The sequence below is a fragment of the Sphingobium sp. B12D2B genome (assembly GCF_025961775.1).
GTDB lineage: Bacteria > Pseudomonadota > Alphaproteobacteria > Sphingomonadales > Sphingomonadaceae > Sphingobium.
The window spans coordinates 2379968-2406051 of sequence record NZ_JAOQOH010000001.1 but is presented as its reverse complement, the minus strand read 5'-3'; the positions used below and the strand labels follow the sequence as shown (position 1 = coordinate 2406051).

Annotated in this window: 21 protein-coding genes and 1 tRNA gene; 14 read left to right on the top strand and 8 right to left on the bottom strand. The window is 65.8% G+C overall.

What is annotated here, in order from left to right; all coding sequences use genetic code 11:
* Positions 1-41 precede the first annotated feature (41 nt).
* The 5 genes from M2335_RS11410 to M2335_RS11390 form a co-directional block, all read right to left on the bottom strand.
* Positions 42-1133 (bottom strand): YihY/virulence factor BrkB family protein, encoded by a 1092-nt coding sequence (locus M2335_RS11410; protein ID WP_264594761.1) that lies wholly within the window; start codon positions 1131-1133, stop codon positions 42-44.
* Positions 1130-1360, bottom strand: a complete 231-nt coding sequence (locus tag M2335_RS11405; RefSeq protein WP_264594760.1) for a hypothetical protein — start codon at positions 1358-1360, stop codon at positions 1130-1132. The genes M2335_RS11410 and M2335_RS11405 overlap by 4 nt, the downstream gene beginning before the upstream one ends.
* Positions 1360-5622, bottom strand: coding sequence for a translocation/assembly module TamB domain-containing protein (locus tag M2335_RS11400; protein WP_264594759.1), 4263 nt, complete (start codon positions 5620-5622; stop codon positions 1360-1362). The genes M2335_RS11405 and M2335_RS11400 overlap by 1 nt, the downstream gene beginning before the upstream one ends.
* Positions 5622-7796: an autotransporter assembly complex protein TamA gene (locus tag M2335_RS11395; protein ID WP_264594758.1), complete on the bottom strand. Its 2175-nt coding sequence runs from the start codon at positions 7794-7796 to the stop codon at positions 5622-5624. The genes M2335_RS11400 and M2335_RS11395 overlap by 1 nt, the downstream gene beginning before the upstream one ends.
* Positions 7797-8000: 204 nt before the next feature.
* Positions 8001-8450 (bottom strand): hypothetical protein, encoded by a 450-nt coding sequence (locus M2335_RS11390; protein ID WP_264594757.1) that lies wholly within the window; start codon positions 8448-8450, stop codon positions 8001-8003.
* A gap of 242 nt (positions 8451-8692) precedes the next feature.
* On the opposite strand from M2335_RS11390, the gene M2335_RS11385 reads away from it, so the two are divergent.
* Entirely contained in the window at positions 8693-10132 is a 1440-nt protein-coding gene (locus M2335_RS11385; RefSeq protein ID WP_264594756.1) for an FAD-binding oxidoreductase, read from the top strand.
* Positions 10133-10218: 86 nt separating this feature from the next.
* A complete protein-coding gene (locus M2335_RS11380) occupies positions 10219-10998 on the top strand; it encodes a SapC family protein (protein ID WP_181559273.1) in 780 nt (259 codons plus the stop codon).
* Between the two features lie 258 nt (positions 10999-11256).
* Here M2335_RS11380 and M2335_RS11375 read toward each other — a convergent pair whose 3' ends face one another.
* Positions 11257-12090, bottom strand: a complete 834-nt coding sequence (locus M2335_RS11375) for an N-formylglutamate amidohydrolase (RefSeq protein ID WP_264594755.1) — start codon at positions 12088-12090, stop codon at positions 11257-11259.
* Between the two features lie 210 nt (positions 12091-12300).
* Between M2335_RS11375 and cpdR the strand changes: the two genes are divergently transcribed.
* The gene (cpdR, locus tag M2335_RS11370) at positions 12301-12678 is read left to right on the top strand and encodes a cell cycle two-component system response regulator CpdR (protein WP_181561372.1); all 378 of its coding nucleotides are present in this window, start codon (positions 12301-12303) and stop codon (positions 12676-12678) included.
* Positions 12679-12731: 53 nt separating this feature from the next.
* Positions 12732-12806: transfer RNA gene (locus M2335_RS11365), tRNA-Val, on the top strand.
* Between the two features lie 91 nt (positions 12807-12897).
* Here the strand turns inward: M2335_RS11365 and M2335_RS11360 are convergent.
* Positions 12898-13329, bottom strand: coding sequence for a DOPA 4,5-dioxygenase family protein (locus M2335_RS11360; protein ID WP_264594754.1), 432 nt, complete (start codon positions 13327-13329; stop codon positions 12898-12900).
* Between the two features lie 186 nt (positions 13330-13515).
* Here M2335_RS11360 and M2335_RS11355 point away from each other — a divergent pair, with 186 nt between their 5' ends.
* The 3 genes from M2335_RS11355 to bioB are packed head-to-tail and all read left to right on the top strand — an operon-like array spanning position 13516 to position 16688.
* The gene (locus M2335_RS11355) at positions 13516-14790 is read left to right on the top strand and encodes an O-acetylhomoserine aminocarboxypropyltransferase (RefSeq protein WP_264594753.1); all 1275 of its coding nucleotides are present in this window, start codon (positions 13516-13518) and stop codon (positions 14788-14790) included.
* Positions 14791-14821: 31 nt separating this feature from the next.
* Positions 14822-15640 carry a DUF3445 domain-containing protein gene (locus tag M2335_RS11350; protein WP_264594752.1) on the top strand — a complete coding sequence of 273 codons (819 nt, stop codon included), beginning with the start codon at positions 14822-14824 and terminating at the stop codon, positions 15638-15640.
* 16 nt (positions 15641-15656) lie between these two features.
* Entirely contained in the window at positions 15657-16688 is a 1032-nt protein-coding gene (gene bioB / locus M2335_RS11345) for a biotin synthase BioB (protein ID WP_264569965.1), read from the top strand.
* Positions 16689-16715: 27 nt separating this feature from the next.
* Here the strand turns inward: bioB and M2335_RS11340 are convergent, their stop codons facing one another.
* Positions 16716-17399, bottom strand: coding sequence for a CDP-alcohol phosphatidyltransferase family protein (locus M2335_RS11340; protein ID WP_264569966.1), 684 nt, complete (start codon positions 17397-17399; stop codon positions 16716-16718).
* A gap of 179 nt (positions 17400-17578) precedes the next feature.
* Here M2335_RS11340 and M2335_RS11335 point away from each other — a divergent pair, with 179 nt between their 5' ends.
* From M2335_RS11335 to M2335_RS11305, 7 genes are all read left to right on the top strand, one after another.
* A complete protein-coding gene (locus tag M2335_RS11335) occupies positions 17579-18940 on the top strand; it encodes an exopolysaccharide biosynthesis polyprenyl glycosylphosphotransferase (RefSeq protein ID WP_181559278.1) in 1362 nt (453 codons plus the stop codon).
* A 129-nt stretch (positions 18941-19069) separates the two neighbouring features.
* Positions 19070-20209: a glycosyltransferase family 2 protein gene (locus M2335_RS11330; RefSeq protein WP_264594751.1), complete on the top strand. Its 1140-nt coding sequence runs from the start codon at positions 19070-19072 to the stop codon at positions 20207-20209.
* 66 nt (positions 20210-20275) lie between these two features.
* Entirely contained in the window at positions 20276-21016 is a 741-nt protein-coding gene (locus tag M2335_RS11325) for a class I SAM-dependent methyltransferase (RefSeq protein ID WP_264594750.1), read from the top strand.
* A 16-nt stretch (positions 21017-21032) separates the two neighbouring features.
* Positions 21033-22373, top strand: coding sequence for a hypothetical protein (locus tag M2335_RS11320; RefSeq protein ID WP_264594749.1), 1341 nt, complete (start codon positions 21033-21035; stop codon positions 22371-22373).
* On the top strand, positions 22370-23554 hold the full coding sequence (locus M2335_RS11315; RefSeq protein WP_264594748.1) for a glycosyltransferase family 4 protein: 1185 nt from the start codon (positions 22370-22372) through the stop codon (positions 23552-23554). The genes M2335_RS11320 and M2335_RS11315 overlap by 4 nt, the downstream gene beginning before the upstream one ends.
* A gap of 5 nt (positions 23555-23559) precedes the next feature.
* A complete protein-coding gene (locus tag M2335_RS11310) occupies positions 23560-24324 on the top strand; it encodes an FkbM family methyltransferase (RefSeq protein ID WP_264595405.1) in 765 nt (254 codons plus the stop codon).
* On the top strand, positions 24308-26080 hold the full coding sequence (locus M2335_RS11305) for an MFS transporter (RefSeq protein ID WP_264594747.1): 1773 nt from the start codon (positions 24308-24310) through the stop codon (positions 26078-26080). Before M2335_RS11310 ends, M2335_RS11305 begins: the two co-directional genes overlap by 17 nt.
* Positions 26081-26084 lie beyond the last annotated feature (4 nt).

The window sequence follows — 26084 nt, the reverse complement described above, 5'->3', positions numbered from 1 at the left end:
GATCGTTCCCGAAAAGATTGGCCGCGCCCCGACGACCCCGCTCAATGCGCCTTGTTGGCGGCCCGATCGGCGTCGCGCCGGCGCTTCTTTTCGAGCAATATGCGGCTGGCATCATTCACCGCCAGATTGTCCGCCATCACCGCGCCGCGATGGCCGATCGGGCGATCCGGCCCGATGGTGGAATCGACCATGGTCTGCCGCTCCATCTCGCTATTCACCTCAGCGCCGATCAGCACCGCAAAGGCGGAGAGGAACAGCCACATGAGGAAGATGACGACGGCGGCAAGCGAGCCATAGGTGGCGTTATAATTGGTCAGATTGGCGACGTAGAAGCCGAAGCCCAGCGTGATCCCCACCCACAGCAGGGTGGAGAGCACCGACCCCACCGAGAGCCAGCGCCATTTCGCGGCTCTGCGGTCCGGCGCATAGCGGTAGAACACGGCGAAGGTCAGGCTGATGAGCACGCCCGCAAAAATCCAGGTCGCGACCTGAATGATCAGCGCCGAACCGCTGCCGATATAATCGGAGAGCACGCGCCCGGCATAAGTGAACAGCGAGATCGCCAAGGTGCCGATCACGCCCACCGCGACCATGCCGACGGTGATGCCGGCGGCCACGCCGGTGGTGCGGAAGAAATTGCGCGTCTCATGCTCTTCATAGATGATGTTGAGGGCCGCGATCATCGCCGTCGCCGAGCGCATGGCGCCATAGATCGAAAAGGCGAGGGCCAGCACCAGACCGAAGCCCTGCGCCGCCTTGCTGGTCGTCACAATGGCGAGAAGCTGCTCTTCCAGGATGGTGAGCACCTCCGGCGGCACGAAGCCGCGCAGCAGGTTCACGTTGCTGGCGACGATCTGCGGATCGCCGATGAGGCCGTACAGCAGAACGATCGAGGCGATCAGCGGCACGAAAGCAAGGAAGGAGAAGAAAGCGACCCCGGCGGCGAGCAGGCTGAGATTATGGAAGCCGATCATCACGTAGATGCGCTTGAGGATCGCCCACCACGCTTTGGGCGGCAAGGAGAGCGGCGAATCGCCCTTCGCGCCGGGGATTTCTTCGGCAAGCACTTCGAGTTCCTGGGCAGAGATCGGGCGGTCCTCCTTGTCTTGATCGGTGTCGGCCTGGCTGGTCATGGTTGGGCCGTGGCGTTGTCGACCACATCATTTTCATCGATGGGGAGGGCGAGGCGGCCGGCTGCGGCAGAGGCATTGAGCTGCTCGTCGAGCTGCGCCTGCATATTGGCCGCCATGCCCTCGACCCGGTTGGATTCGGCAGCGTAGCGCTCATCGAAGCTCGGCTCCTTGCTGCACCCCGCCAGCCCGAGCGCTGCCAGCATCGCCAGGATCGTTACCGCGCGCATCAATAATCCTTCCGGTAGCGCAGGTTCACCCCGGATCCCCCGAAGTTGCTGACCGAACTCAGCACCGAGAGCGCTTTCGAGAGGCTGATTTCCAGCTGCGTAGCGGTGTGGCCGCGCGCATCGGTGATGATCTCCACATAGACATCGTTGCTGATGTACTGCCCCACGGCGAGCGAAGTGCCCCGGCCTGTTTCCTCGTCGGCACCCAGCAGACGCAGCCGGTCGATGCCACCCGCCGATTGCAGCACGCCCAGCGGATTGAGGCCGCCCGAGCCGCCGCGCAGCGAGTTGAGCGAGGCGGCCAGCTGCACGGCCTGGATGGCGCTCAGCTCGCCCACCGAATTGCCGAACAGGATGCGCGCCATCAGCTCGTCCTGCGGCAAGCTGGGCGTCGAGGTGAACGCGATCTGCGGGTCCTGCGCATTGCCAGTGATCGTGATGGTGATCGTCACGTCCTCGACCTCGCCGCTCGCGACGATGCGCAGCTGCGGGTTGGTCATCTCCGGCCCGCTGAAGGTGATCCGGCCCTGCTGAAGCTCGAACGAGCGCCCGGCAAAGCCCAGCGTACCGCGCACGAGGTTGACGCCCCCTGTGATCTGCGGCGCTGCGCTGGTGCCAGCGACGCGCAAATCCGCCGCCCATTCGGACTCAAGGCCCATGCCGCTCACATAGATCTGGTTATCCGCCTGCACGCGCAGGTCCAGCCGCCAGTCAGAGGGGATGGTCTTCATTGGCTCAGGCGCGCCGGAGATGCGCTCGCGCTTGAGCGTCGGCTTGCGCCGCACGCCGGTCAGCGTCGGGACTTCCGCGCTGCCCTGGAAGACGATGCGATAGCGCGTCTCGGGCAGGGTGAGGCGCCCCGTGATCGTCGGTGGCTGGTTGGGGCCGTTGACCACCTGGATCTGGCCGGTCGCCCGCGCCTGCAGGCCATCGCTGCGCGCCAGCTGCGCATTGTTCATGTCGATGCCGAGCTGGATGGGGAAACCCTGATCGGAATTGAGCGAGACCGATCCGCTGGCGCTGACCGTGCCATTGCCGGCATTGGCGGTGAGGCTCTCGACCTCCAGCCGGTCGTTGGTGAAGCGTCCGCGCACGGCCATGTTGGTGAGGCGGGTGCCGTAGCTGGTGTTCTCATAGGTGAGGTTGCTGGCCCGCACGACCCCCGTGAGCTGCGGCGACCGGACCCGTCCGCTGAAATCGGCGGCGACACCGACTGGGCCCTTGAGGCTCTGGTCTGGCAGCGCGGCGAGTGAGAAGAGCACGTCGGCCGGGCCGTTGTAGCGCAGGCCGCCGGACAGAGGCGCGGCGAGCAGGCGGGTCGACCAGCTGCCGGCGCCCGGCCCGAGCGGCTGGAGGCTGACCTTCATCCGGCCGATCGCGGCGCCGCGCCGGCGGATGAGCGCATTCGCCTCACCGCCTTGCGGGATCAGCCGGCCGGCGAACTGGATATCGACCGGTTCGGAGACGGCCGCGAGGCTGGTGCGGGTGAAATCGTCGATCGTCAGGCGGGCGTCGGCGGCGGGGAAGGCCGTCTCGCTGGCCTGGGTGAAGTCGAGGCTGCCGGTGGCCTTTCCGCCGAGGCCAAGGCCAGGCACGAAGGGGTTGGCGATGGCGAGGTTGAGATCCTGCATCCGCGCCTGCACGGCCATGCCGTCACCATAATGGCCGGCAAGGTGCAAGGTGCCTCCGCCGACCGTGAGCCGCGTCGGGGCGAGTGTATAGCGTCCGTTCGATGGCACGATCCGCATAGGCGAGCTTGTCTTGACGTCGACGCCGTTGAAGCGACCGTCCAGCGCGAGCTGCCACAGATCCCGCGCCATGCGGGCGTTGGCAGCCAGGCGGAACGGATAGCGCGTGCGTCCCTCGACCAGCAGTTTCGCCTGACCGCCGCCCTCGCGATAGTTCAGCGTGCCGCGCGCGACCGCGATGGTGAGATCGCCCATCCGGGTGCCGGCAAGCTGCGCATCGGCAACGATCTGCGGCTGCTCGGTCAGCAGAATGTCCGCCTTGATGAGCGCCTGCTCCACGGTAAGGCCGGCCTTGCCGGGCAGGCTGGCATTGCGCGCGGTGGCATCCACCAGCGCGCGCTGGACGGCACCCTGCGCGGAAAGCGCAACCCGCCCGTTGATGCCGGACCCATCGGCCAGCAATGTGCCCTCGAACGGGCCGGCGCGGCTTCGCGAGATGCGCCCGGAGAGGCCGACGCCGCCGAAGCTCGTGCCTTGGCGCACATCGACGGTCAAAGGTCCGCGCGCAGTCATTACAGCCAGATTGAGGTCCAGCGGACCGTAGTCGGAGGCGCCTTCGCCCTGCACCAGATAGGTGCCGTTGTCGCCCCGCACGGTCGCGGTCACATTGGCGAGGCCGATGCCAAGGCCCGGTCGCTCGGCTGCCAGCCGGACCAGCGGCCGATTGACCGTGCCGGTCACCTCGACGCCCAGCGGGCCATATTGATCCGAGCTTCCGCGCCCGGAGAAGCGCACGCTGCGATCAGCGCCGTAGCGACCGCGCGCGCCGGTCATGCGGAATTGTGGCGCCGAGACGTTCAGCCGCTCGACGCTGGCCACGCCGTTGCTGTCATAGCCGACATCCGCGACGATGAGTGCATTGCCGCCAAGAAAGCTTTGCAGCCCGTCGTTCAGCAGGCGTGTCGAGCGCGCGGTGACGCGGCCGCCGAGGCGGAAAGAACCGTTCTGGCCGGTCTTGAGGTCCATGTCGGTTTGCAGATTGAAGATGCCGACGCTCTCGACCTGATAGCCATTCACCCGGCCATTGAGGGCGCCAGTGTAGAGCGCGGTGTTGAGGTCGGCCACGATCACGGCGGTGGCGTCGATCCGGTCAGACCGCAGCCGCATATTGTCCGAGAGGATGCGGCCATTGGCATAAGCCAGGTCGCCGTCCAGACGCACATTGGTCAGCAGGGGCTCGATGCTGGCATTGACGCCGCTGATCCGCCGGGCGCGTCCCTCGACGGGGATCATCCAGCGGTCCTTATCCAGCGCGGCGCTGCCCGAGACGGCCAGGCCTTCGATCAGCGTGGCGCCGAAGCCAATCTGGCGGGCGTTCACGCCATAGCGGATCGTGGGGGCAACGAAGGCGCCGTTGAGCGTGGCGTTCATGGCGATGTCCGCGCCGCGCAGGTTTTCGGCGATCACGCTGGGCTTGGTGAGCCGGAAGGCGAGATCGAGATTCTCCATGCGGCTGGCACCCAGATCGATGAGGCCTTGGGCGCCGAAGGTGAAGTTGTCGCTGGCCAGGCCGCCACGAATCTGGGCGCGGCGGTCTGCGAGGGCAGCGGTCATGTCGATTTGCGTCACCGGCTCGAGCATGGCGCGAGCCGGGCCGGTGAGGAAAAGCCCGGGCCGCAAGGGGCCACGCACCGTGAAGGTGCCGTCGCGGCCCGTGATCGCGACATTGGCAAGGCTTTCGCTGCCCATCCGGCCCGTCAGCTTGCCGGTCCAGCTCTGCCAGTCACCCTTGCCGGCCAGCGCGATGGCTGTCGGCTGGGCGATGCCGGTGTAGCTTGCCAGCAAGCCCTGCGCCGGCGCCGTTACGCGCAGATCGACCGCCAGGCGATTGAATTCCGGTACCGCGTCGAGCAGCAGCGCCAGCCTGTCACCACCCGCAACGCCCGGCGCCACAATGGCGCGCCCGTCTGCCTTGATCCGCGCGCGGCGGTCCGCAATGTGGACCGTCCCGGCGAGGCCGAGCAGGTGCTTGCGGCCGGTCACCGGGGTGTCGATCTGCAGGCGGCCAATGTCGAGCCGGTTCACGTCAATGTCGAGATCGGGCAGCAGCGGCCCATCGCTGGATGGCGTCGGCTTGAATTCCGGCGAGCGATCCAGCCGGGCGGCGGGGATCAACAGGGAGCGGATGTCGACATGGCTGCGCGCATAGGCGAGCGGCCGCCAGTCCATCTCGATGAGCGGCGCGCTCAGGAATACGCCCTTTGTATCCCGCACCTCTACGTTGCGCAGACGCATGGCGCCGAAGATCGAGCCATCGATCCGCCCAATGCCGATCGACATGCCGTTCTCGAATTTGAGCCCGGTGATCTGCCGGGTGACGAACCCCCGCCCACTGTCACTGTTCAGCCAGGCATAGCCGCCAATGATGACGGCCAGCAGCAAGGCGAGCAGCGCGCCGATGCCGATCAGCACGCGGCGCGGCCAATTCCGGCGGCGGACGATCACGGTTTCGGCAGTCGTCTCTTCCGGCATATCCGGGGCGATCGGCGCGGGGGGCGGGGTCGGATCAGCCATCAGAAAGCCTGCCCGATGGAGACGTAGACGGAGATACGGGATTCTCCCGGCTGGCGGTTGATCGGTGTGGCGACATCGAGCCGCATCGGGCCGAAATTGGTGTAGAAGCGCCCGCCTATGCCGACGCCGAAGCGCCAATCGTCAAAGCGTGGCACCTGGCTGGTATAGACCTGCCCGCCATCGATGAAGCCGACGATGCCATAATCGCCGAAGCGATAGCGCACTTCCGCTGCGGCCTCGACGAGGCTGCGGCCGCCGATCGGCCGGGCATCGGGATCCTTGGGGCCGAGTTCCTGATAGCCAAAGCCGCGCACCGATCCGCCGCCGCCGCCGTAGAAGCGCCGCGAGGGTGCGATCTGCTCACGCGCCGCGCCGCCGATCATACCGACGCGCGCGCGGCCGGCCAGCACGAAGCCGTCCGAGACGGGATAGTAGCCCGTGCCTTCCAGCAGGGCGCGGGCGTAGGTCTGCGCGCCGCTGCCGAGCGATGCCTCCGGCGAGAGCCAGGCGGAGATCCGGAAGCCACGGGTCGGGTCGAGCAGGGAGTTGGATGTGTCGAACGTCACCTGACCGGGCAGCGCCGCGACATAATAGGTCCGCCGGCGCAGCTCACCGGCGTCGAAATTATAATCCTGCTCGTTCGAGCCGAGCAGCTCGAAGCCGAAATTGTAGGTCAGCCGCTTCTGCCAGATGGGCGTGCTTTCGTAGGCGATGCGGCCATACAGACGGCCCGTGAACGCCTCGAACGCGTCGAAATTGCTGTGGCGCGCATCGATGCCCAGTTCCACGCTGCGGTCCCGCTTGCCGGCATTCGAGCGACGGAAGGAGACGCCGAGGCCTTGCTCCAATGTGCCGGCCGTGCCCTGAACAATGAGCGCGCCCTCGGGTGGGAACATGTTCCGGTGCGTCCAGCTCCCCTCGACCTTGACGCCCTGGCCCGTGCCATATCCGGCTTGGGCGGCGAGGGTGCGGGCGGGGCCGGCCTCCTGATTGACGATGAGGGTCGCATAGTCGGTGCCGTCGCCGGCGGGCTCGCCGCTCGGGCGGGGCGTCACGGATCCCACGGAGAGCAGGCCGGTAGCGATCAGCGCCTGACGCAGATCATCGATCTTGCGGCTGTCATACAACTCCCCTTTGCGGAAGCGGGCGATCCTCTGGATATGGTCCGCCTCGAACACCGGCTTCTCGCCCTCGACCACGATGTCGCCGAAGCTGCTGCGGGGACCGGGGGTGATCGGCAGCGTGTAGTCGCCGGCCTCCGTCTCCGGATCGAGCACGATATCGCGCTGGCCGACATTCACGAACGGATAGCCGTTCTCGGGCAAGGTCACGGCGATATTGGCTTCCGCGCCGAGAATGCGTTCGGCCACGATGGGGTCGCCGCTGCGGGGCCGGAAGGCGCGCGTAATGAGGTCCTCGGGCTGTACTGGCGTCGCATCGAAACGGATCTCGCCAAGATGATAGCGCGGGCCGGGGGTGGCCTGCAGGATGACCGTGATCGGTCCCTTGCTGTCCTGCTCGGGAAGCTCTAGCGAACCCCGCACCGTGGCATCGAAAAAGCCCTGCGAGGAGAGGATATCGACCAGCAATTTCTGGTCTTCCTCCAGCCGGGCATTGATCATGGCGCCATTGTCGGCCTTGCCATCGCCATCTTCGAGGGCGGAGAGCGACTTGAACTGGCTGACAATGTCCCCGCCATCGACGGGCAGCACCGGGCCGGCACCGTCCAGCGCGGAGAGACCCTCGATCTTGTAGCTGTAGCGCAGCGAAGGGGCGGGCCCCTCGTCAGCCTCGGTATACTGGCTCTCATCGAAGGTTTCGACATCGAAGGCGTTAAGCGGGGTGAGGGGCCGGTCGAGTTCCTTGTCCAGTTCGGGCGGAGCAGGCAGGCCATTATCCTCCGATTGTTCGGTGGTGGTCGGCTCGGCGCTCACGCTGGCATCTCGGCCGGTGCTGGCCGCGCGCCGGTCTGCGTCGGCTTCCCATGCCTGGACGCTGCCGAGCGGGGCGCTTTCATCGATCGGCGGAATACTGGCGTCGAACTCTTCGTCAGAAATAATCGGTTCGACAGGAGCCGCGTCTGGATTCTGCGTCGGCCGCGTCTGATCGGTCGCGGTGGGCTGGGCCTGTGCGGGATAGGCGAGCAGGCACAGCATCCCGGCACTCGCCAGCAAGCTTCCACGCCAGGCTTTTCCAATGTTCTGCGTGCTTGGCTTCAAGCCTGCCTTCGGTAATCTTAGTCGCAACGACGGCTCCCCTGTCGCGATTGACGCGACGTCCGCGAGCCTTGAGGCTCCCCGTCATGATAATGCTGCGGCGGCGATATGGTTTCTGGCCTCGAACGCGGAACGCGAAATTCCGCCCCGCTTATCGGCAGGTTATCTATCGGACCGCGCGCGCCTTGGCTCGTCGTCAGGTTCGGCGTGCACGACCTGGGCCGTGAGGCGCGAGAAGCGCTCGATCTCGCAGGCAGAGCCATTGCGAGCATGCAGCATGTCCCGCCCGGCGCACAGCACCCCATCCTTGTCGGGCGAGATGTAGAAGCCCGAATAGAAGTCCGCTGCCCGGCAGGCCCGCCCCAGATGGGCGCGGTAGCGCTCGGTGTTGCTCACCACCATCGTCACGCCATCGGCATGCGTCACCACCGCCGCGCGGATCAGGTTGAGGGGGAGGCAACGCGGGCCGCGCCCTTCCTTCCACTGGATGACCGGGGGCGCCGGTGCGGCTGTTCGGGGTTGCGCCGGCATGGTCGGGATGCGGATGATCACTCGCTGTTCGATGGAGAGCTGGGCGAGCTGGACCTGTCCCATGCGGGCCATCGGGCTCATCTCTGGGCTCGCCACGCGCTGCTCGGCCTCTACGGCCTGCGATGCTCCCAAAAGCAGGAGCGGCAGCAAAATGGTTGGCGACGATGCTGGCAATGAACTGACCCCAGGGGAGGAAAATGCCCTAACCCTTACCGCTTGAACAGCCGATTAATTGTATGATCAACAACGAAGGCGCGCGCTTCGCAAGCATTTTTGCGCGCAGATGGTGGTCATGCGGCGGCGCAGAGGGCATATAGGCGGGCATGATCTCCGAGACAGTTCTGGACGCCTTTCGTGCGATTGCTGGTCCCCGTGGCCTGATAGAGGATCGCGATCTCATCGTGCCTTGGCTGGGTGACTGGCGTGGCAAATATCATGGCGAGACGGCGGCCATTTTGACGCCCCGCTCTACGCAGGAGGTGGCCGCGATGGTCCGCTGCGCGCACGATCATGGCGTCGCTTTGGTGCCGCAGGGCGGGAATACCTCCATGGTCGGCGGCGCGACGCCCCCGGGCGATGGCAGCGCCCTCATCCTCTCGCTCCGCGCGATGAACCGGATTCGCGCGATCGATCCTGCCGCCAATCTCGCCGTGTGTGAGGCAGGCGTCATTCTCTCGACGCTGCATGAGGCGGCAGCGGCGGTCGGTCGGCGGTTTCCGCTGAGCCTGGGCGCCAAGGGATCGGCAACAGTGGGTGGGCTGGTCTCCACCAATGCCGGCGGGACGCAGGTGCTGCGGCACGGGACGATGCGCGCGCTGGTGGAGGGCATCGAGGCGGTGCTGCCGGATGGCTCGATCCACGATGGGATTGCCGCGCTCAAGAAGGACAATCGGGGTTACGATCTCAAGCAGCTGCTTATCGGGGCGGAAGGAACGCTGGGGATCGTGACGGCCGCGAGCCTTCGCCTGGTGCCCGCGATTGCCGATCGGGCCGTGGCTTGGGCCGGCGTGGAAGACCCCGCGCAGGCGCTGGCGCTGCTGCGGTTTCTCGAGCGGCGCCTCGGGTCCGTCGTGGAGGGATTCGAGGTGATGGCGCGCGATACGCTCGGCCATGTGCTCGATGTGATCCCCGACACTCGCGCGCCGATCGAGACCAGGACGCCGTGGAATGCGCTGATCGAGGTGGATCTGGACGCGGCCGACGAGCAAGAGAGCGCGGCTGCCCGGCTGGAGGCCGCTCTGGCCGAGGCCTTCGAACAAGGTCTGGTCGTCGATGCGGCCATCGCCGCCAGCGAGGCGCAGGCTGAGGCATTCTGGAAGCTGCGGGAAAGCGGATCGGAGGCGGAGCGGGCGCAAGGCCCCGCGCTGCAGTTCGATGTGAGCGTGCCGATTGCGGACATGCCCCGCTTCATGATCGAGGCGGCAGCGGCGTGCGAGGCGCGGTTCCCGGGGGCGACGGCTTCGTCCTTCGGACATCTTGGCGATGGCAATGTGCACTTCCATGTTCGCGCGCCGGCCGGCACCGGCCCAGGGCAGGGGGCGGACTGGCTCGCCTCGCACGGAGAAGAGGCAACGCGCTTCGTCAACGACATCGTCGTGGCGATGCACGGATCGATCTCGGCCGAGCACGGGATCGGCCAGATGAAGATCGCGGAGTTTGCGCGTCTTACGCCACCCGCCCAGCTGAATGCGGTGCGGGCGATCAAGCGGGCGTTCGATCCACAGGGCCTATTCAATCCCGGCAAGCTTGTGCCCCTTGCCTAGGCCCGAGCGGCCCTTTATGGCCGGGCGTCATTCAGCCGGCCCATCGGGAACGGGCTGATCCATGTCCGTTTCAGGAGACCGATGTCATGGCCAGCGCGCCACAAGCCCAGAATTTGCCTCTGCTTTATAACGATCTGGTGCCGCTCAATGTGGAGCAGCACGGCAAGTACACGCTGCGCAACTATGACACCGCGCCGCATATCGTGGGCGTCCACGCCGTCCCGCTGACGCTCGACGAGTTCGCGCAGGCCCAGCGTTTCCTGCCGATCGTCTTCTCCAGCGGCCCCAATCCCGTGCCGCTGGCGCTGATGGGCCTCAACGAGGGCGTCAACACGCTGGTCGACAGCGAGGGCAAGCTGCGCCGCGAGGACGGCTATGTTCCGGCCTATATCCGTCGCTACCCCTGGATGCTGGTGCGCCTGCGTCCGGATTCCGACGAGCTGTCGCTGTGCTTCGATCCGACCAGCGAGATCGTCGGTGAGTATGAGGACGGACGTCCGCTCATCGAAAATGGCGAGGCCAGCGAGCTGACCAAGGAACTGCTCGCCTTCTGCCAGCAGTTCGAGGAAGCGGCGATGCGCACCGGCCAGTTCGTCAAGGAACTGCAGGAGCAGGAGCTTCTGATGGACGGCGAGCTGAGCATCCAGATTCCCGATCAGGAGCAGCCCTTCGTTTATCGCGGCTTCCAGATGGTCAACGAGGAAAAGCTGCGCGAGCTGCGTGGCGATCAGTTGCGCAAGTTCAACCAGAGCGGTGCGCTTCCGCTCATTCATGCGCATCTGTTCTCGCTGCAGGGCATGCGTGAGCTGTTCTTCGCTCAGCGCGCCCTCGGCCTCGGCCCGGTGCCGGCTTACCAGATCAGCTAAATCGCGCCCCTCGCTCAGCCGCTCGATTTTTTCGGCGGGGCGAGGCGATAAGTTGAAAAAATCATCTACCTCTTGCGGCCCGGGCTTGAAAAGGCTCGGGCCGTGCCTTAACTTCGGAATACGTAATGGCTTGTTCCCCCTTTCGAGCCGTTGCGTGGGCGTCCCGCCCTTTCGGGACGTCTCCTCCCTGAACCTGGGCCACCCTGTGCATCGCACGGGGTGGTTTTTTATGGTTAAACGGAGATGGCTCGGTCTGCGCTATTCGGCCGCCAGCGGCCGGGCAAAGTCAATCAGCTCGCGCGAGAGATGCTCGGCCAGTGTCACCAGCAGGCCCTGCACATTGGCAAGGCCAGGCCCCGGTTCGGTCATTGCCGCGTCCAGATAAAGCGACCGATCGAATTCGATCTGAATAGCGTGAACGTCCCGCTCGGGCCCGCCATGTCGCTCGAGAATATGGTTACCCGCATAGGGCGCGTTGATCGCCACCGGCAGGCGGTGCCGGCGGATGACGTCTGCACACAGGTCGGTCAGCCGATCCGTCGCGCTCCGCCCGAATCGGTCGCCGATCACCACGCGCGGAGTCGGTATGTCGGTCGTCGTGGCCTTGAGCGGTGGCATGGAATGAATGTCGAGCAGCAGCGCGATGCCATAGCGCCGGCGCGTCACGTCTAGCGCAGCCGCCAGCGCGGCGTGGTAGGGGCGATGGACCTGCTCGATATGCTGGCACAAGGCAGCGTAGGGCAGAGGATCGCGCCAGAGACCGCCCGTCGTCGCCAGCCGCTCCGGGATCAGCCCCAGGCCACCGCGCAATTTTGCGCTGCTCTGGCCACGAAAGCTCCATGGCGCCCCCTGGATGCCACGCAGATCGACCTCCCGCTCGTCGCGATTGAGATCGATCAGGGCGCGGGGCTGGCGCGCGATCAGCACATGATGGCCTTGCTCGATGAGCCTTTCCACCAGCAGATCGGCATAGCGGTCCTCCAGCCCTTGCAACGCCTTTTGCGAAACGCGGGCCCGCGCAAGCAGGGCGGGGGAATAATCCCGCCCCGCGTGAGGGACGGCGAACACCAGAGGGCCGCGATCACCGGCCACGCCGTAGTGATGAAACGCGTCATGACTCCGGGCAGGCTTGGGTCGCAATGGTCCTCCACAGGGCCGCTTGCGGCTGCGAAATTTTCCGCAATTGGCCGCAACTGATGGAAATTCTTAATCGCTTTTCGCATAAAGCAAGGGGTGACGCCAAGGCCTATCAGGCTTTATGGCGGTGTGATCGACGAGTATCCCGGAGGCTTCGGCACGCGCATGTTTCGCATTTTGTTGGCGGAAGACGATGACTCGATGCGGCAGTATCTCGTTCGTGCGCTCGAACGCTCCGGCTATGAGGTCGTGGCGGTGGACCGGGGCACGGCGGCGGTGCCGATCATCGAGGCCGAGCATTTCGATCTGCTGCTGACCGACATCGTGATGCCGGAAATGGACGGCATTGAGTTGGCCCAGCATGTCGCGTCCGTCTCGCCGCATACGCGCGTGATGTTCATCACAGGCTTTGCAGCGGTGACCCTGCGCGCGGGGCGCGTCGCGCCGGAAGCCAAGGTTCTCTCCAAGCCGTTTCACTTGCGCGATCTGGTGATGGAGGTCGACCGAATGTTCAATCGCACCAGCGCGGAGAACCTTCTCTGATATTTGCGCTTGCGCCGCCCTCGCGCGTTGCGTAAGGGCCTCTCCTCTCAAGTGGGCGTGTAGCTCAGTGGTAGAGCACTGTGTTGACATCGCAGGGGTCGCAAGTTCAATCCTTGCCACGCCCACCATGGAAAACCCCGCCAGGTTCAACGACTTGGCGGGGTTTTTCTATGCTTGTCGCGCCGCTCCGAGAGGCGCTGCGACAGGAATGCTCCTTCGCTAAATGGTGACTCCGGCAACGGGCGCGGAATTGATCTCACCCACATCATTCGGCTCTGCGCCCTCGGTCGGCAGACGGTCTCCCAGGATCGCCTGCGGGGTGCCGATCCACAGCGCGTCCTCCAGATGATCGCGCCGCTGGTTCAGCGTATTGGGATGAATGAGGATGCTCAGTCCGCCGTGGTTGAGCATCAGCCAGGGCACCAGCGTGTCGAACAGGCTGCAGGCGAAGGCGATCTGGAACATGGATTGCGTGTGCGGCCCGACCAGCCGATCGTGCCAACGCCCCAGCCGAACGGAAAATCGATCGGACACGCCCGCGCGCAGGCGCTCCGCCACCGGGCGCGTCGCGGCATCATAATAAATATGCGCATGATAGCTGCCGATCTCGGCGATCTGGCGGGGGCGGGGCGTGGGGTCCTGGATGTGCATGGCGTGTCCTGTCTGTGGTGCCTAGTTGGCGATCGGGAGCCATCTCCGCAAGCAGATGGACGATCATCGGTCTGCAGGCACGCGCTGGCGGTAGGCTTTGCGTTGGCGAGACGCTAAGGAGCCTTCTGTATGGCGGTCCGTGCCGCTGTCGGTCACGCTTCGCGCAACACAAAGGAGAGCAGCCCCGTGAGCCAGAAGATCGATACCCTCGCTGTCCATGCCGGAACCGAGCCCGACCCGACGACCAAGGCGCGGATCACGCCGATCTATCAAACGGCATCCTATGTGTTCGATGATGCCGATCACGCCGCGCGCCTCTTCGCGCTGCAGGAGTTCGGCAACATCTACACGCGAATCATGAACCCCACCAATGGCGTGCTGGAAGGCAAGATTGCGGCGCTTGAGGGCGGTGCTGCCGCGCTGGCCGTGGCCTCGGGTCATGCCGCGCAGTTCCTGGCGTTCCACACGTTGCTGGAAGCCGGCGATCACATCGTCGCGGCCAAGAAACTCTATGGAGGCTCGCTCAACCAGATCGGCCACAGCTTCAAGAAGATGAGCTGGGGCTCGACCTTCGTGGATGCGGACGATCCGGCCAATATCGCCGCGGCGATCACGGACCGCACGCGCGCCGTGTTCATCGAGAGCCTCGCCAATCCCGGCGGCGTGGTGCAGGATATCGAGGCGATCGCGAAGATCGCGCATGATGCCGGCATTCCGCTGATCGTGGATAACACGCTGGCGACGCCGGTGCTGTGCCGCCCGATCGAGCATGGCGCGGACATCGTGGTGCATTCGGTCACCAAGTTCCTTAACGGCCATGGCAATTCCATCGGCGGCGTGATCGTGGATGCCGGCAAGTTCGATTGGGTGAAGTCCGGCAAGTTTCCTGCGCTGACCCAGCCCAACGACTCCTATCACGGCGCCGTGCTGAGCGACGCGGTAGGGCCGATTGCCTTCATCATCGCCTGCCGGGTGCTGGGCCTGCGCGATCTGGGGCCTGCGTTGGCGCCGATGAACGCGTTTCTCGCGCTCACGGGCATGGAGACACTCTCGCTGCGCATGGAGCGGCATTGCGACAACGCGCTGGCGCTGGCGCAGTGGCTGCAGAAGCATCCCAAGGTGGAGTGGGTGCGCTATGCGGGTCTGCCGGACGATCCCTATCATGCGCTCGCGCAGCGTTATCTGGGCGGCAAGGGCGGCGCCGTGTTCACCTTCGGCGTGAAGGGTGGGCGTGAGGCTGGCATCAAGCTCGTCTCGGGCGTCAAGCTGTTTAGCCATCTGGCCAACATCGGCGATACCCGTTCGCTGATCATCCACCCTGCTTCGACCACCCATAGCCAGCTGTCAGAGGCGGAACTGGTCGCAGCTGGTGCCGGGCCGGACGTGGTGCGCGTGTCGGTTGGTATCGAGCATATCGACGACATTATCGCCGACATGGCGCAGGCGCTGGACGCGCTCTGAGGATGGCAGCCGGGCACGGAGGCGGGGCAGCATGACGCTTGGCTTCTCCGTGCCCGATCTGCTGGGCGCAGCGCGGATGGGCCGTGCGATGACCATGGGCCTGCGCCGCGTGCCGGAGGAGGACTGGCTCTGGCCGGACTTCGACCGCGCCGCCCGCGCCGCCGTGTTCGATGCGCACCCGGCGGCGGTGCAGACGCTGCCCGGTGCCTATGGCGCCATCCGCGAACTCGGCGCGATGGTCGGCATTTCAGGAGAGCTGGTCGATATCGCGCGCGGCTGCTGGGAAGACCTGTGCATCATGCAGCAGGCGGAGCCTGGCGGGCCGTGGCAGCTTACCGCCGCTGCGGTGGGCTTCCCGACCGACTGGCGCATTGCGGACAAGATCCGCCGACCGATGGCGCAGATCCATGCGCCCATCCATGGCTATGCCGAGCAATTGGCGCCCGGTGTCGATCATTTCATGAATGGGCTGAAAGCGGGGCCAATTTTCGCGCGGGCCAACTGGTTCATCGTGCCGTCCATGGAGTGGCGCTATCTCCCGACCGTCGATGAGGCCGCCGCGTTTGCGCATGTCACGCCGGACAATGCCGGGCAGACGCTGATCGTCCGCTGCGAACGGCAAACGCTGAGGCGCCTGCCGGAGAGCCGTGCCATCCTCTTCACCATTGGCATCGCTCGAGAGCGGCTGGGCGATCTGCCGGGAGAATGGCCTGTGCGGCTGAGCGCGGCGCTTGCTGCGATGCCCGCCGATGAACAGGCGCGGCGGCTGGTCGGGCGTTATGCGGATGCGCTCAGGCGTTATGCTGATGCCGCCAATGGCAAGAGTAGCTTTTCAAGCGCCTCGGCCTGAGGCAGAGGGGCAGGCTATGACACAGCTTTCATCCGCAGCCGCGCCGGTGACAACCGCCCCCCGAACCGACTGGACGCGCGAGGAAATCGCCGCGCTGTTCGATCTGCCGTTCATGGATCTGCTCTATGAGGCGCAGGGCGTGCATCGGGCCAATCATCCGCGCAACGAGGTGCAGCTCTCGACGCTGCTCTCGATCAAGACCGGCGGCTGCCCGGAGGATTGCGGCTATTGTAACCAGTCCGTCCATGCAGAGACCGGCCTCAAGGCCACCAAGCTGATGGACGTGCGCGCCGTGCTGCAATCCGCCGCCCAGGCCAAGGATGCCGGTTCGGGCCGCTTCTGCATGGGCGCGGCCTGGCGCAACCCCAAGGACCGCGACATGCCCGCGCTCATCGAGATGGTGAAGGGCGTGCGCGAAATGGGCATGGAAACCTGCATGACGCTGGGGATGCTGACGCCGGGTCAGGCCCAGATGCTCGCCGAAGCCGGACTGGATTATTATAATCACAACATCGACACCGCGCCGGAGAAATATGGCGAGGTGATCACGACGCGCAGCTTCGCCGATCGCATCGAGACCCTGGAGGCCGTGCGCTCCGCTGGGATCAACGTCTGTTGCGGTGGCATTGTGGGCATGGGCGAGACGCGGGAGGATCGCATCGGCTTCATCCACGCGCTGGCGACGATGCCGCATCCGGAGAGCGTGCCGATCAACGCGCTGGTGCCGGTGAAGGGCACCGTGCTTGGCGACATGCTCGCCGATACGCCGCTCGCCAAGATCGACGAGATCGAGTTCGTCCGCACGGTGGCGGTGGCGCGGCTCGCCATGCCGCAGGCGATGGTCCGCCTTTCAGCGGGGCGGGAGAGCATGAGCGAGGCCTGTCAGGCGCTCTGCTTCATGGCTGGGGCCAACAGTATCTTTACCGGCGACAAGCTGCTCACCACACCCAATGCCGGCGACGACAAGGATGGCGCGCTGCTCGCCAAGCTCGGCATCGCGGCGATGCAGGCTGCGCCGCATGGTCATCTGGAAGAGGCCGCCGAATAAGGCAGGCCCCGTTCGGCGCGGCGGCGTTTAGCCGCGCCGGGCGTTGTCCGACCGGGACAGTTGACGGCCCGCAACGAGCGTCTGGCTGACGAACAGCACCACGAAGATCACGCCCACGCCGCCGACGATCATGTCGAACGGCGAGATGGCCGGTGCCCGGGTGGGGTCGGTGAGCATCATCCCAATGGTCATACCGATCAGCACGAAGCGCAGCTCCGTCGGCCCGGCAATGCCGTAGGAGAGCTTGAATTCGCCCATCACCCGAGCCGCGAGATAGGCGTGGATGGAGAGCAGCAGATAGCCGACGACCGCGAACATCGCGACGTCCACCCGGACATAGGGACTGAAGCCCATGCCGCCCAGAATGAGCAGGGTCACGATCCCGTCGCAGCTATGGTCGATGAAGTAACCGTAGGACGGCCGCTCGATGTGGCGATAGCGGGCGAGGCTGCCATCCAGCGAGTCGCCGAACCACTGCATCACATAGCCGGCCATCGCCAGCCACAGCCATTGGTCGCCAAAGCTGCTGCCGGCATAGCCGACGAAGGTGGCAAGCCCGCCCACCACGCCCAGCGTCGTGAGCATATCGGGCGTGACCCAGCGGGGCATGATGCTGCACAGCCAGTTCAGCAGACGTCTCTCCGGCGCCGCAAGCAGGTTGTTTTGAATCCTGTTCACGGCTGGCGCTGGTCTGTTGGGGCTATGCTGCATCATCTCTCCGCGGCGTTCTGGGGCGGCCGTCATAAAAGGGTCATACACGATATTCCAGCGATGATCCCGAATTCCTGCCCCGGCGCGGGACATATGTTGCTGGAACTGCGACGGATGCCACCGCGCCGCCCACGCACAATCTCGTTGACGGCCCCCGCGCAGGGGCATAGCGCGCGGCCATGGCAGCCAAACCAGCGCAGTCGAAGGAAGCAGCACGCCTGCGCCTCTATCTGCTGAGCATCATGCTCGACATGCTGGTGCTCGGGCTGGCCTTTGCCTTAGCCAATCTGCTGGTACTGGGGTCCCTCATCGGCGAGCCGGGCAAGCCGCATGGCTTGGTGATGGCCGCGATGATCGTGCCGGTCTACGTGCTCATTGCCGTGCATGGCGGCGTCTACGGGATAAGGATGATCGGCAATCGTCGGGCGAGCGCCGCCAAGGCGGTATGGTCGCTGGCGCAAGCGGTGATGCTGACCCTGTTCATTATCTATCTCGGCAAGATCGCCGAGCAATTGTCGCGTCTCACCTTCATGGTCGGCCTCGCCTTGTCGGCCGGCGGGCTGATCGCGGTGCGTCCGCTGATCGACAGGCTGGCAATCTGGCTGGTCGGCACGGTGCCGCACATCACGGTGCTGCTGGTCGATGGCGTCGAGATCGAAACGCCGCGCGATGCGTGGCGGGTGGATGCGCAGGCGATCGGCTTCGACCCCACCGCGCGGGATGCCAAGATGGCCGAGCGCCTCGCCGATGGTGTCGGCGGCGCCGAGCGCGTGGTCGTCGCGTGCCCGGCCGAACGGATCGCGGACTGGCGCATCGCGCTTACCTCCCTGTCCGCCAAGGGGGAAATTCTGGTGCCGGAGATGCGCCAGTTCGTGCCCGCGAAAGTGAGCGCCTTTGCCGATCATCCGACGCTGGTGGTGGCCGGCGGGCCATTGCTGTTCCGCGACCGGCTGTTGAAGCGGCTGTTCGATCTGGCGATCTGCGTGCCGGCGATCCTGGCGCTCTCGCCGATCCTCATTTTCGGCGCGCTGGCGGTGAAGCTCTCGGGGCCGGGGCCGGTGTTCTTCCGCCAGCAGCGGCTGGGGCGCGATGCGCGGCCGTTCATGATCCTCAAATTCCGCACTATGCATATGGCGCTGAGCGACCTCAAGGCGGACAAGCTCACCGAAAAGGACGATCCGCGCGTGACCCGCATCGGCGCCTTTCTGCGGCGCACGAGTATCGATGAACTGCCGCAGCTTTTCAATGTGTTGAAAGGCGATATGAGCATCGTCGGTCCCCGCCCGCATGCTCCGGCGGCGAAGGCTGCGCAGAGCCTCTATTGGGAGGTCGATGAGCGCTATTGGGCGCGCCATTGCATCAAACCGGGCATGACCGGTCTGGCGCAGGTGCGTGGCCATCGCGGCCCGACCGACCGGCACGAGGATCTCATCAATCGGCTCCAGTCCGATCTTGAATATGTGACCAACTGGTCGATCTGGCGGGATTTGCGGATAATTGTCGCGACGCTGCGGGTGCTGGCGCATGACAATGCATTCTGAGGATGGGCGTTTTGCAGAGAGGCGTTGTACTCCTGCGAAAGCAGGAGCCCAGGGCGGCAAAGTTCATCTGCTGCGCCCTGGACTCCTGCTTTCGCAGGAGAACAGGGAAGCCCGGAGGGGACACATACGATGACGCCCGTCGATGTGATCCTCGCCCTCATCATCGTGCTATGTGCGGTGCTGTTGGTCTGGCCGTTCCTCATCTATCCGCTCATCCTGCGGCTGCTGCCGACCAAGCCGGTCGAGCACGCGGGCGGCGCGGCCCCACCCACCGTCTCGCTGCTCTTCTGCGCTTATAACGAGGCCGCATCGCTGCCCGCGAAGATCGAGAATTTGCGCCTGCTGAAGGCGCGGCATCCGGGTTTGCAGGTTCTCGCCTTCGACGATGGCTCAAGCGATGGGACGGGCGACCTGCTGGCACTGGCTCAGGACGTCCTCACCCTGCTGCGTGGGCCGGGTCGCAGCGGCAAGGCGCACGGGATGAAGCAGCTGGCGGCCATGGCCACGGGCGACATCCTCGTCTTCACCGACGCCAATGTGCTGCTCGATGCGGACGCCATCGATGCGCTGCTGCCTTATTATGCCGATCCGCAGGTCGGCGGCGTGCTCGGCTCGCTGCATTATGATGGCGCGGATCGCAGCGCTTCGGCGTCTGTGGGCGCGCTCTACTGGCGGCTTGAGGAGCATCTCAAGGATCTCGAGTCGCGCACCGGCAATGTGATGGGGGCGGACGGATCGATCTTCTCTATCCGGCGCGCGCTCTATCCTGATTTCCCCGACAGCGTGCTGGACGATCTCACCGTCTCCATGGCCGTGGTCTTCGCCGGCCGCCGACTCATCAAGGCCAAGGACGTGATCGCCCGCGAGGCGATGGTGGCCCAGCGCGCGGACGAATATCGCCGCAAGGTGCGCATCGCCGCCCGCAGTTGGCACACGCACCGGCATTTGCGGCCGGGATTGCGGCGGATGAGCCGGCTCGACCGGTTCAAATATGGCTCGCGCAAGATTGTGCGCTGGTTCGGTGGCCTGTGGATCGCTCTGGCGGTGCTGGCGGCGCTGGCACTGGCCTGGCGGATCACGCCCGTTGCCGCAGTCGCGCTGGTCGCGGCCGGGCTGGTGCTGGCGATGCTGGGCGCGATGGCAAGACGCGGGCCGCTCGCGGCGATCTTCGATCTTTTGCTGGCCTATATGGCGACTTTGAAGGGCGTGCTGCTCGCCATGCGCGGGCAGACCTTCACGCTGTGGACGCCCGCCAAGTCCCGCGACTGAGGCCGTGCACGCAAAGATGTGCGGTTCCTCTCGCTTTCGGGGTGCAGCATTGTATAGGCTCGCGCCATGATCACCATGCAACGCGTGCGCAAGGCCGCAGGTAAGCATCTCTCGAGAGCCGAACTGGCCGTGCGGTCAGCCTTCGGCGCTGCGCGTGACCGGCACTGCCCGGCCTGCCGGCACGATGTGGTGGGCTTCTTCCGCTATGGCGACGAAGCGGAATGGGGGTGCCTCGATTGCGGCGCATCGCCACGCGAACGACTGATGCATCATCTCCTCGATGAAGGCGTCATCACCTTGCCGGCCTGGAGCGCGGTGCTGCATTGCGCGCCGGGCGAGGCGAGCCTGATCGAGCGGTTCGGTGCCCATGCCGGCGATTATGTGCCCGCCGATATCGACCCCTCCCGCTACGCAGTCCCCGGCGTCCAGCACCTGGACCTGATGGCGATGACCGACGAGTCGCGATACGACCGCATCTATGCCAGCCATGTGATGGAGCATGTGCCGGACGACGCCGTGGTGCTGCGCAACCTGCTGCGGGCGCTCAAGCCCGGGGGCGAGGCCTGGCTGCTGGTGCCGCTGTGGGATCGCCCCAGCGAGGATGGCCCGCCGGATCTCTCCGGCCGCGAGCGGGAGCGGCGCTTCGGCCAGTGGGACCATGTCCGCCAATATGGCCGTGACTTTGCCGAGCGCATCCGCGCGGCCGGGTTCGAGGTGGACCTGATTGATGCCGCGTCCCGCCCGCCCGAGGCGGTGAGGCGGGAGGCGCTGGCAGACACGCTGTTCCGCGCCCGTCGTCCGGCATGATGAGCCTGCGGGGGTGATGGCCGGCCTGATTGCGCTGGCGGGGCGTCTTGAGCGTCATTCCGGGCTGCTCGGGCTGGTGAAGCTGGGCAATGTGGCCCTGGCCATGCTGTGGGGCTTCGTCGTCACCTTCGTGTTCGTGCGCATTCTCCCCCTTGAGGAGTTTCGCGGCTTTCTGCTGCTGGTCGCCTTCGCCAACTTCACCGTGTCCGCCGAGCTTGGCCTGAGCGCCATCGCCTATGCCCGGTTGCGGCGCTTGCGGGTGAGCGGGGAGGGCGCGTTCGATCCCGCCGAGCTGGTCGCCCTGCTGTGGATTCTTACTGGTCTCGTGGCCTTGGGCGCCGTGCTGATCGGTGGCGCCATCGCGACGGGCTGGCTGAAGACCGACTATCCGGCGCTGTTCATCACCTTCTATCTCGTCGCCGCCTTCAATCTGCTCACCCTGCTGGCGCGGCGGGCGCTGGCGGCGGTCGATCACAATCTCTGGTGGGAAGCGCTCGACAGCATCCGCCGTATCTCGGGCCTCGCGCTGCTACTGGCCGCGCTCGGGCCGCTGCCGATCCTTGCGTCGGTGCTCATTCAACTGGTCGTCGCGCTCGGGGTGCTGTGCGCCGGGCTTGCGACCTTCCACGCGACATTGGCGATGCGGCGGCGCGACTGGATTGTGCTGGGGCCGGGGCTGGCGGCGGTGCGCGCGCATTATCTCTCCGATTTCGGCCGGACCGGCATTCTCACCCTGTGTGATGTCGGCGCCTATAATGCGCCCTATTTCACCATCGTCGCGGTGACGCCGGACCCACGGCCGCTGCTGCTCTTCGATCTGGTGTTCAAGCTGTCCCGCTCGCTGTCCGCCGTCATTCGCGCGCTTGCGGAGACGGTTCTGCCCGGCCTGACCCGTGCGGCCTATCAGGGCGATGGGGCCGGCGTGCGGCGCGCTGTCCTGCGCTGCCTTGGCTGGTCGCTGGGTGCCACGATGGCAGGCAGCATAGGACTGCTGATCGCGGGAAAGCTGGTCGCCCACATCATATTCGATGGCAATCTCGACCTGCAATATTCTGAAATTGCGATGATGATTGCGCTGCTTTTTGGCCTCAGCCTCATTTGCGTCTCGGTCTATCTGCAGTGGGGACTTGGGCGGTTCGCGGCCTTGCTGCGGCCTTCGATGCTGCTTTTGCTCGGCAGTGTGCTGGCGGTTCCGCTCGCCTTGCCCATGCATGAGAGCCTCGGCTGGACTCTCTCCGCCGGGTTTCTGGCTCTCTACGCCGCTGTTCATGTTTCGCTGGGGCTGGTTCATGGGCGTATGCTGATGCATCTGACAGGAGCGCGGGGCGCAGAGGCGCAGGCAAGGGGCAGCGTGTGAAGATTTCGATGATCGATCCCTCGCTGTTCACGCCGCGCTATGATGATGGGCTGTGCGAGGCGTTGGCCGCGCGCGGCAATGACGTAACGCTGATCGGTCGGCCAATGCGCGAAACCGATGCCATCGTGCCCAAGCGCTACCGCTATGAGCCCCGCTTCTTCCGCATCGGCGAGCGGCTGCGGCCGGTGCTGGGCGATGGCCGGGCCGGGCAGATCGCCAAGGCCGCCGATTATGCGCTGGATGCCCGGCTCGGCCGCCTCGGCTCCCTGGCGGGCGATGTGGCGCATTTCCAGTGGCTGCCACTGGCGATGGTGGACAAGATCCTGCTCGATCGGCTGGCCGGCCGGACGGCACTGGTCCACACCGTCCACAATGCGCGCCCGTTCCATGGCGAGGATCGCTCGGGCGTGCAGGGGCGCGGCTATGAGGCGCTGCTGCGCCAGTTCGATCTGCTGATTGTGCATGGCGAACAGACGCGCGACACGCTGCTCAAGCAGGGGATTGATCCTGCCGACATCGCGCTGGTACCGCATCCGCCGATGACCTTGCGAGAGGCAACGGCGGAAGACCTCGCCGCCGTCCCGCGCGGAACCGTGCCGCGCATTCTCTTCTTCGGCACGATTCGGCCTTATAAGGGGCTGGATTTGCTGGTGCAGGCCTGTCTCGATCTCTGGCGGGACGGGCTTGCCTTCGAACTGGCCATCGCCGGCAAGCCGTTCATGCCGGTCGAGGCGTTTCTGCAGGCCATTCATGGCGGCGGCTTTAGCGAGCGGCTGGTGACCGATCTCGGCTTCCTCACCGAGCATCGGCTCGATGCGCATCTGCGTGCGGCGGACATTCTGGCTTTTCCCTATCGCGAGATCGATTCGAGCGGTGCCTTCCTCTCCGCGCTGCGCTATGGCGCCGCCATGGTGACCAGCGATGCCGGCATGTTCGGCGATCTTCCCGATGCCGTGGCGACGCGCTTTCCGGCGGGCAATGCCCCGGCGTTGGCGGTGGCCCTGCGCCAGCTCATCGTCGATGCGCGCCGTCGGCAGGAGGCGGGGGAGGCCGCGCGCGCCCATGGTCAGGTGATGACGGGATGGGATGTCGCCGCCGCGCAGACGCAGGAGGCCTACCAGACCGCGCGTGAGCGTTTCGCGGCCAGAACGGGGCACACAGTCGGGGAGAGCGCGGGATGATCGACCTGCGCCGCTACCGCCGCGAACTGCGCGACCGCTGGCTGGCCGTGCGGCTGGGCCTTGTCGGCCGCCAGCATCAATATGGCGAGATCGTCTCGCTGCGCCGGCTCATTGCGCATTTCGGCATTGATTGCGTCATCGATGTCGGCGCCAATGCCGGGCAATATGCCACGATGTTGCGCAAGGATGTCGGCTTTCGCGGCACGATCCTCTCGTTCGAGCCGCACCCCGAGGTCTGCGCCAAGCTGGTGGAGATCGCCGGCAAGGATGCGCGGTGGCACGTCCACAATATCGCCCTCTCGGATCGGGATGGGGAGGCGACCTTCCACCTGATGGCCGCCGACCAGTTCAGCTCGCTCAATGCCCCGCAGGACGGCCTCGAGCAGATTTTCGCCGAGCGCAACAAGGTCACGCGCACCGTGCATGTGCCCTGCGCCCGGCTCGATACGCTGCTGCCCGATCTGGAGCCGGCGCGCGATGCCAAGGCGATTCTGCTCAAGATGGATACGCAGGGGCATGACGCGCAGGCCTGGTCCGGGGCCAGCGCGGTCGCCGGGCGGATCACCGCCGCGCAGACCGAACTGTCGGTGCGCCCGCTCTACGATGGCGCGACGGACTATCGCACGATGATCGCGCTTCTGGAGCGCGGCGGCTTCGTGCCCAATGCGGTGTTCGCCAACAACAAGGGCCATTTCCCGCTGCTGGTGGAAATGGACGGCCTGTTCATTCGCGCAGATCTGGCGCGTGAGGGCAATGTCCCGATCGTCTGATCCGGCGCACGGGCGCCCGCTGGCTCTCGCAACGGCGCTGGTGGCGGGCGGTGTGCTGTGCCTCGCGCTGAGCTGGGGCACCTGGATGTGGCATTTGCGCGGCCAGTATGGCCGGAGCATTTCCGAATATCTGTTCGCCCGGCAGGATATGTGGATGCTGGACGCGCAGGCGTTTGGCCTTTTGGTCGCGGGTTTTATCGTTGGCCTCCGGGCGCGGGGCGGTCGGCTGGCTGACCAGCACGCAAGTGGCGGCACCTTCGCCGGGAGGGCGCTGGTTCCCGTCGGCATCCTCATCATTGTCCTGCTCGCCTGGCTAGGGCGAACCTGGGTCTTCCATGGCTACAGCGTTTCGCGCGATGAGGTGATGGTCGAGCTGACGGCGGGCGCGCTCGCCCATGGCATGATCGGCTGGCCGATTCCCGAAGCCTGGAACGCCGTCCGCCATGCGATGCAGCCGGAATTCTACAGTCCCTACGGTTCGGATACGCATTGGACCTCGATCTATCTGCCGGTCCATGCCGCAATCCGCAGCCTGTTTCAGCGGGTCGGGCTGGCTGATCTCGCCGCCCCGCTGACCCTCGGCGCGGGCCTCGTCGCGCTCTGGCATATCACGCGGCACCTCAACCCGGATCGGCGCGATGCTGCGCTGGTGACGATGGTTATGGCGCTCACCTCCGCGCAATTGCTCGTCACCGCCATGACGCCTTATGCGATGACGAGCCATTTCGCGTTCAACATGATCTGGCTGGCGCTGGTGTTGCGTGGCGGGGCGCTGGGGCATGGACTGGCGGCATTGGTCGCAGTTCTGGCCGCGGGGCTGCATCAGTGGCACTTCCCGCTGCTGTTTATCGCGCCGTTCATCCTGTGGATGGCGGCCAATCGCCGCTGGCGTCCGGCGCTGTTCCATATCTGTGTCGCGCTCGCTCTGATGGTGATCTGGGCCCGGCTCTGGCCGATGGCGCTGGCCGAGCTGGTCGGCCCGGCACCGCCAAGCGATGTCCACCGCACCAACAGCATCGTCGACAAGCTGATCAGCCTCTTCGGTCGGCTCGATAATCTCCAGCCGCTGCTGAACATTTCGCGGCTGATGGCCTGGAACAATCTGCTGCTCCTGCCGCTCGCCGGGCTGGCGGTGCTGGGCGTGCGCTGGGGAGGTGTGTGGCGTGACGTGCCGGTGGCTGTACCGCTGCTGCTGGGCGTGATCGCCGGGCTGTGCCTCGCGCTCTATCAGGGCTATGGCTGGGGCTTCCGATACATGCACGGGCAGATCGGTACGCTCTGCCTCCTCGCCGGGCTGGGCTGGCGCGCCGTCGTGCCGCGCGACGCCCGCTACGGCCGTGTGCTGCTGATGGCCGGCGCCCTCTTCGCGCTGCTGGGCACGCTCTGGCAGGCGCGCGATACGGAGCGCTATGTGCGGGGCTATGCCAAGACCATGGCGGCCATTCGCGCGTCCGATGCCGATGTGGTGCTGGTCGATATTCGCGGCGGCTATTTTATGACCGACCTTGTGCGCTTTGGCGCCGATGGCGCGCCGGGCAAGCCGGTGGTGATGGCGCTGCAAATGCTGAAGGGCACCGATCTGGCGGCCCTGTGCGCACACTATGATGTGGCGGTGATGGATTTCCGGCAGTTCCAGCCGCTCGGCGTCTATCCGCTCTCCCCAATCTTCAAGGGTGATGACGGGATCGTCGCGCGGCGCGCCCATCTTGCGCGCATGGGCTGTGACCGGCCGGTGATCGCTTCACCGGCCGGATAGTCTC

Bases quoted from the DNA above. Each gene is read 5' to 3' on its own strand.
- bioB (WP_264569965.1), top strand. From the start codon at position 15,657: ATGACACAGCTTTCATCCGCAGCCGCGCCGGTGACAACCGCCCCCCGA.
- M2335_RS11360 (WP_264594754.1), bottom strand. From the start codon at position 13,329: ATGCACATCCAGGACCCCACGCCCCGCCCCCGCCAGATCGCCGAGATC.
- M2335_RS11380 (WP_181559273.1), top strand. From the start codon at position 10,219: ATGGCCAGCGCGCCACAAGCCCAGAATTTGCCTCTGCTTTATAACGAT.
- M2335_RS11400 (WP_264594759.1), bottom strand. From the start codon at position 5,622: ATGGCTGATCCGACCCCGCCCCCCGCGCCGATCGCCCCGGATATGCCG.
- M2335_RS11325 (WP_264594750.1), top strand. From the start codon at position 20,276: ATGATCACCATGCAACGCGTGCGCAAGGCCGCAGGTAAGCATCTCTCG.
- M2335_RS11405 (WP_264594760.1), bottom strand. From the start codon at position 1,360: ATGCGCGCGGTAACGATCCTGGCGATGCTGGCAGCGCTCGGGCTGGCG.
- M2335_RS11340 (WP_264569966.1), bottom strand. From the start codon at position 17,399: ATGCAGCATAGCCCCAACAGACCAGCGCCAGCCGTGAACAGGATTCAA.
- cpdR (WP_181561372.1), top strand. From the start codon at position 12,301: ATGTTTCGCATTTTGTTGGCGGAAGACGATGACTCGATGCGGCAGTAT.
- M2335_RS11330 (WP_264594751.1), top strand. From the start codon at position 19,070: ATGACGCCCGTCGATGTGATCCTCGCCCTCATCATCGTGCTATGTGCG.
- M2335_RS11350 (WP_264594752.1), top strand. From the start codon at position 14,822: ATGACGCTTGGCTTCTCCGTGCCCGATCTGCTGGGCGCAGCGCGGATG.
- M2335_RS11305 (WP_264594747.1), top strand. From the start codon at position 24,308: ATGTCCCGATCGTCTGATCCGGCGCACGGGCGCCCGCTGGCTCTCGCA.
- M2335_RS11385 (WP_264594756.1), top strand. From the start codon at position 8,693: ATGATCTCCGAGACAGTTCTGGACGCCTTTCGTGCGATTGCTGGTCCC.
- M2335_RS11410 (WP_264594761.1), bottom strand. From the start codon at position 1,133: ATGACCAGCCAGGCCGACACCGATCAAGACAAGGAGGACCGCCCGATC.
- M2335_RS11390 (WP_264594757.1), bottom strand. From the start codon at position 8,450: ATGAGCCCGATGGCCCGCATGGGACAGGTCCAGCTCGCCCAGCTCTCC.
- M2335_RS11320 (WP_264594749.1), top strand. From the start codon at position 21,033: ATGGCCGGCCTGATTGCGCTGGCGGGGCGTCTTGAGCGTCATTCCGGG.
- M2335_RS11335 (WP_181559278.1), top strand. From the start codon at position 17,579: ATGGCAGCCAAACCAGCGCAGTCGAAGGAAGCAGCACGCCTGCGCCTC.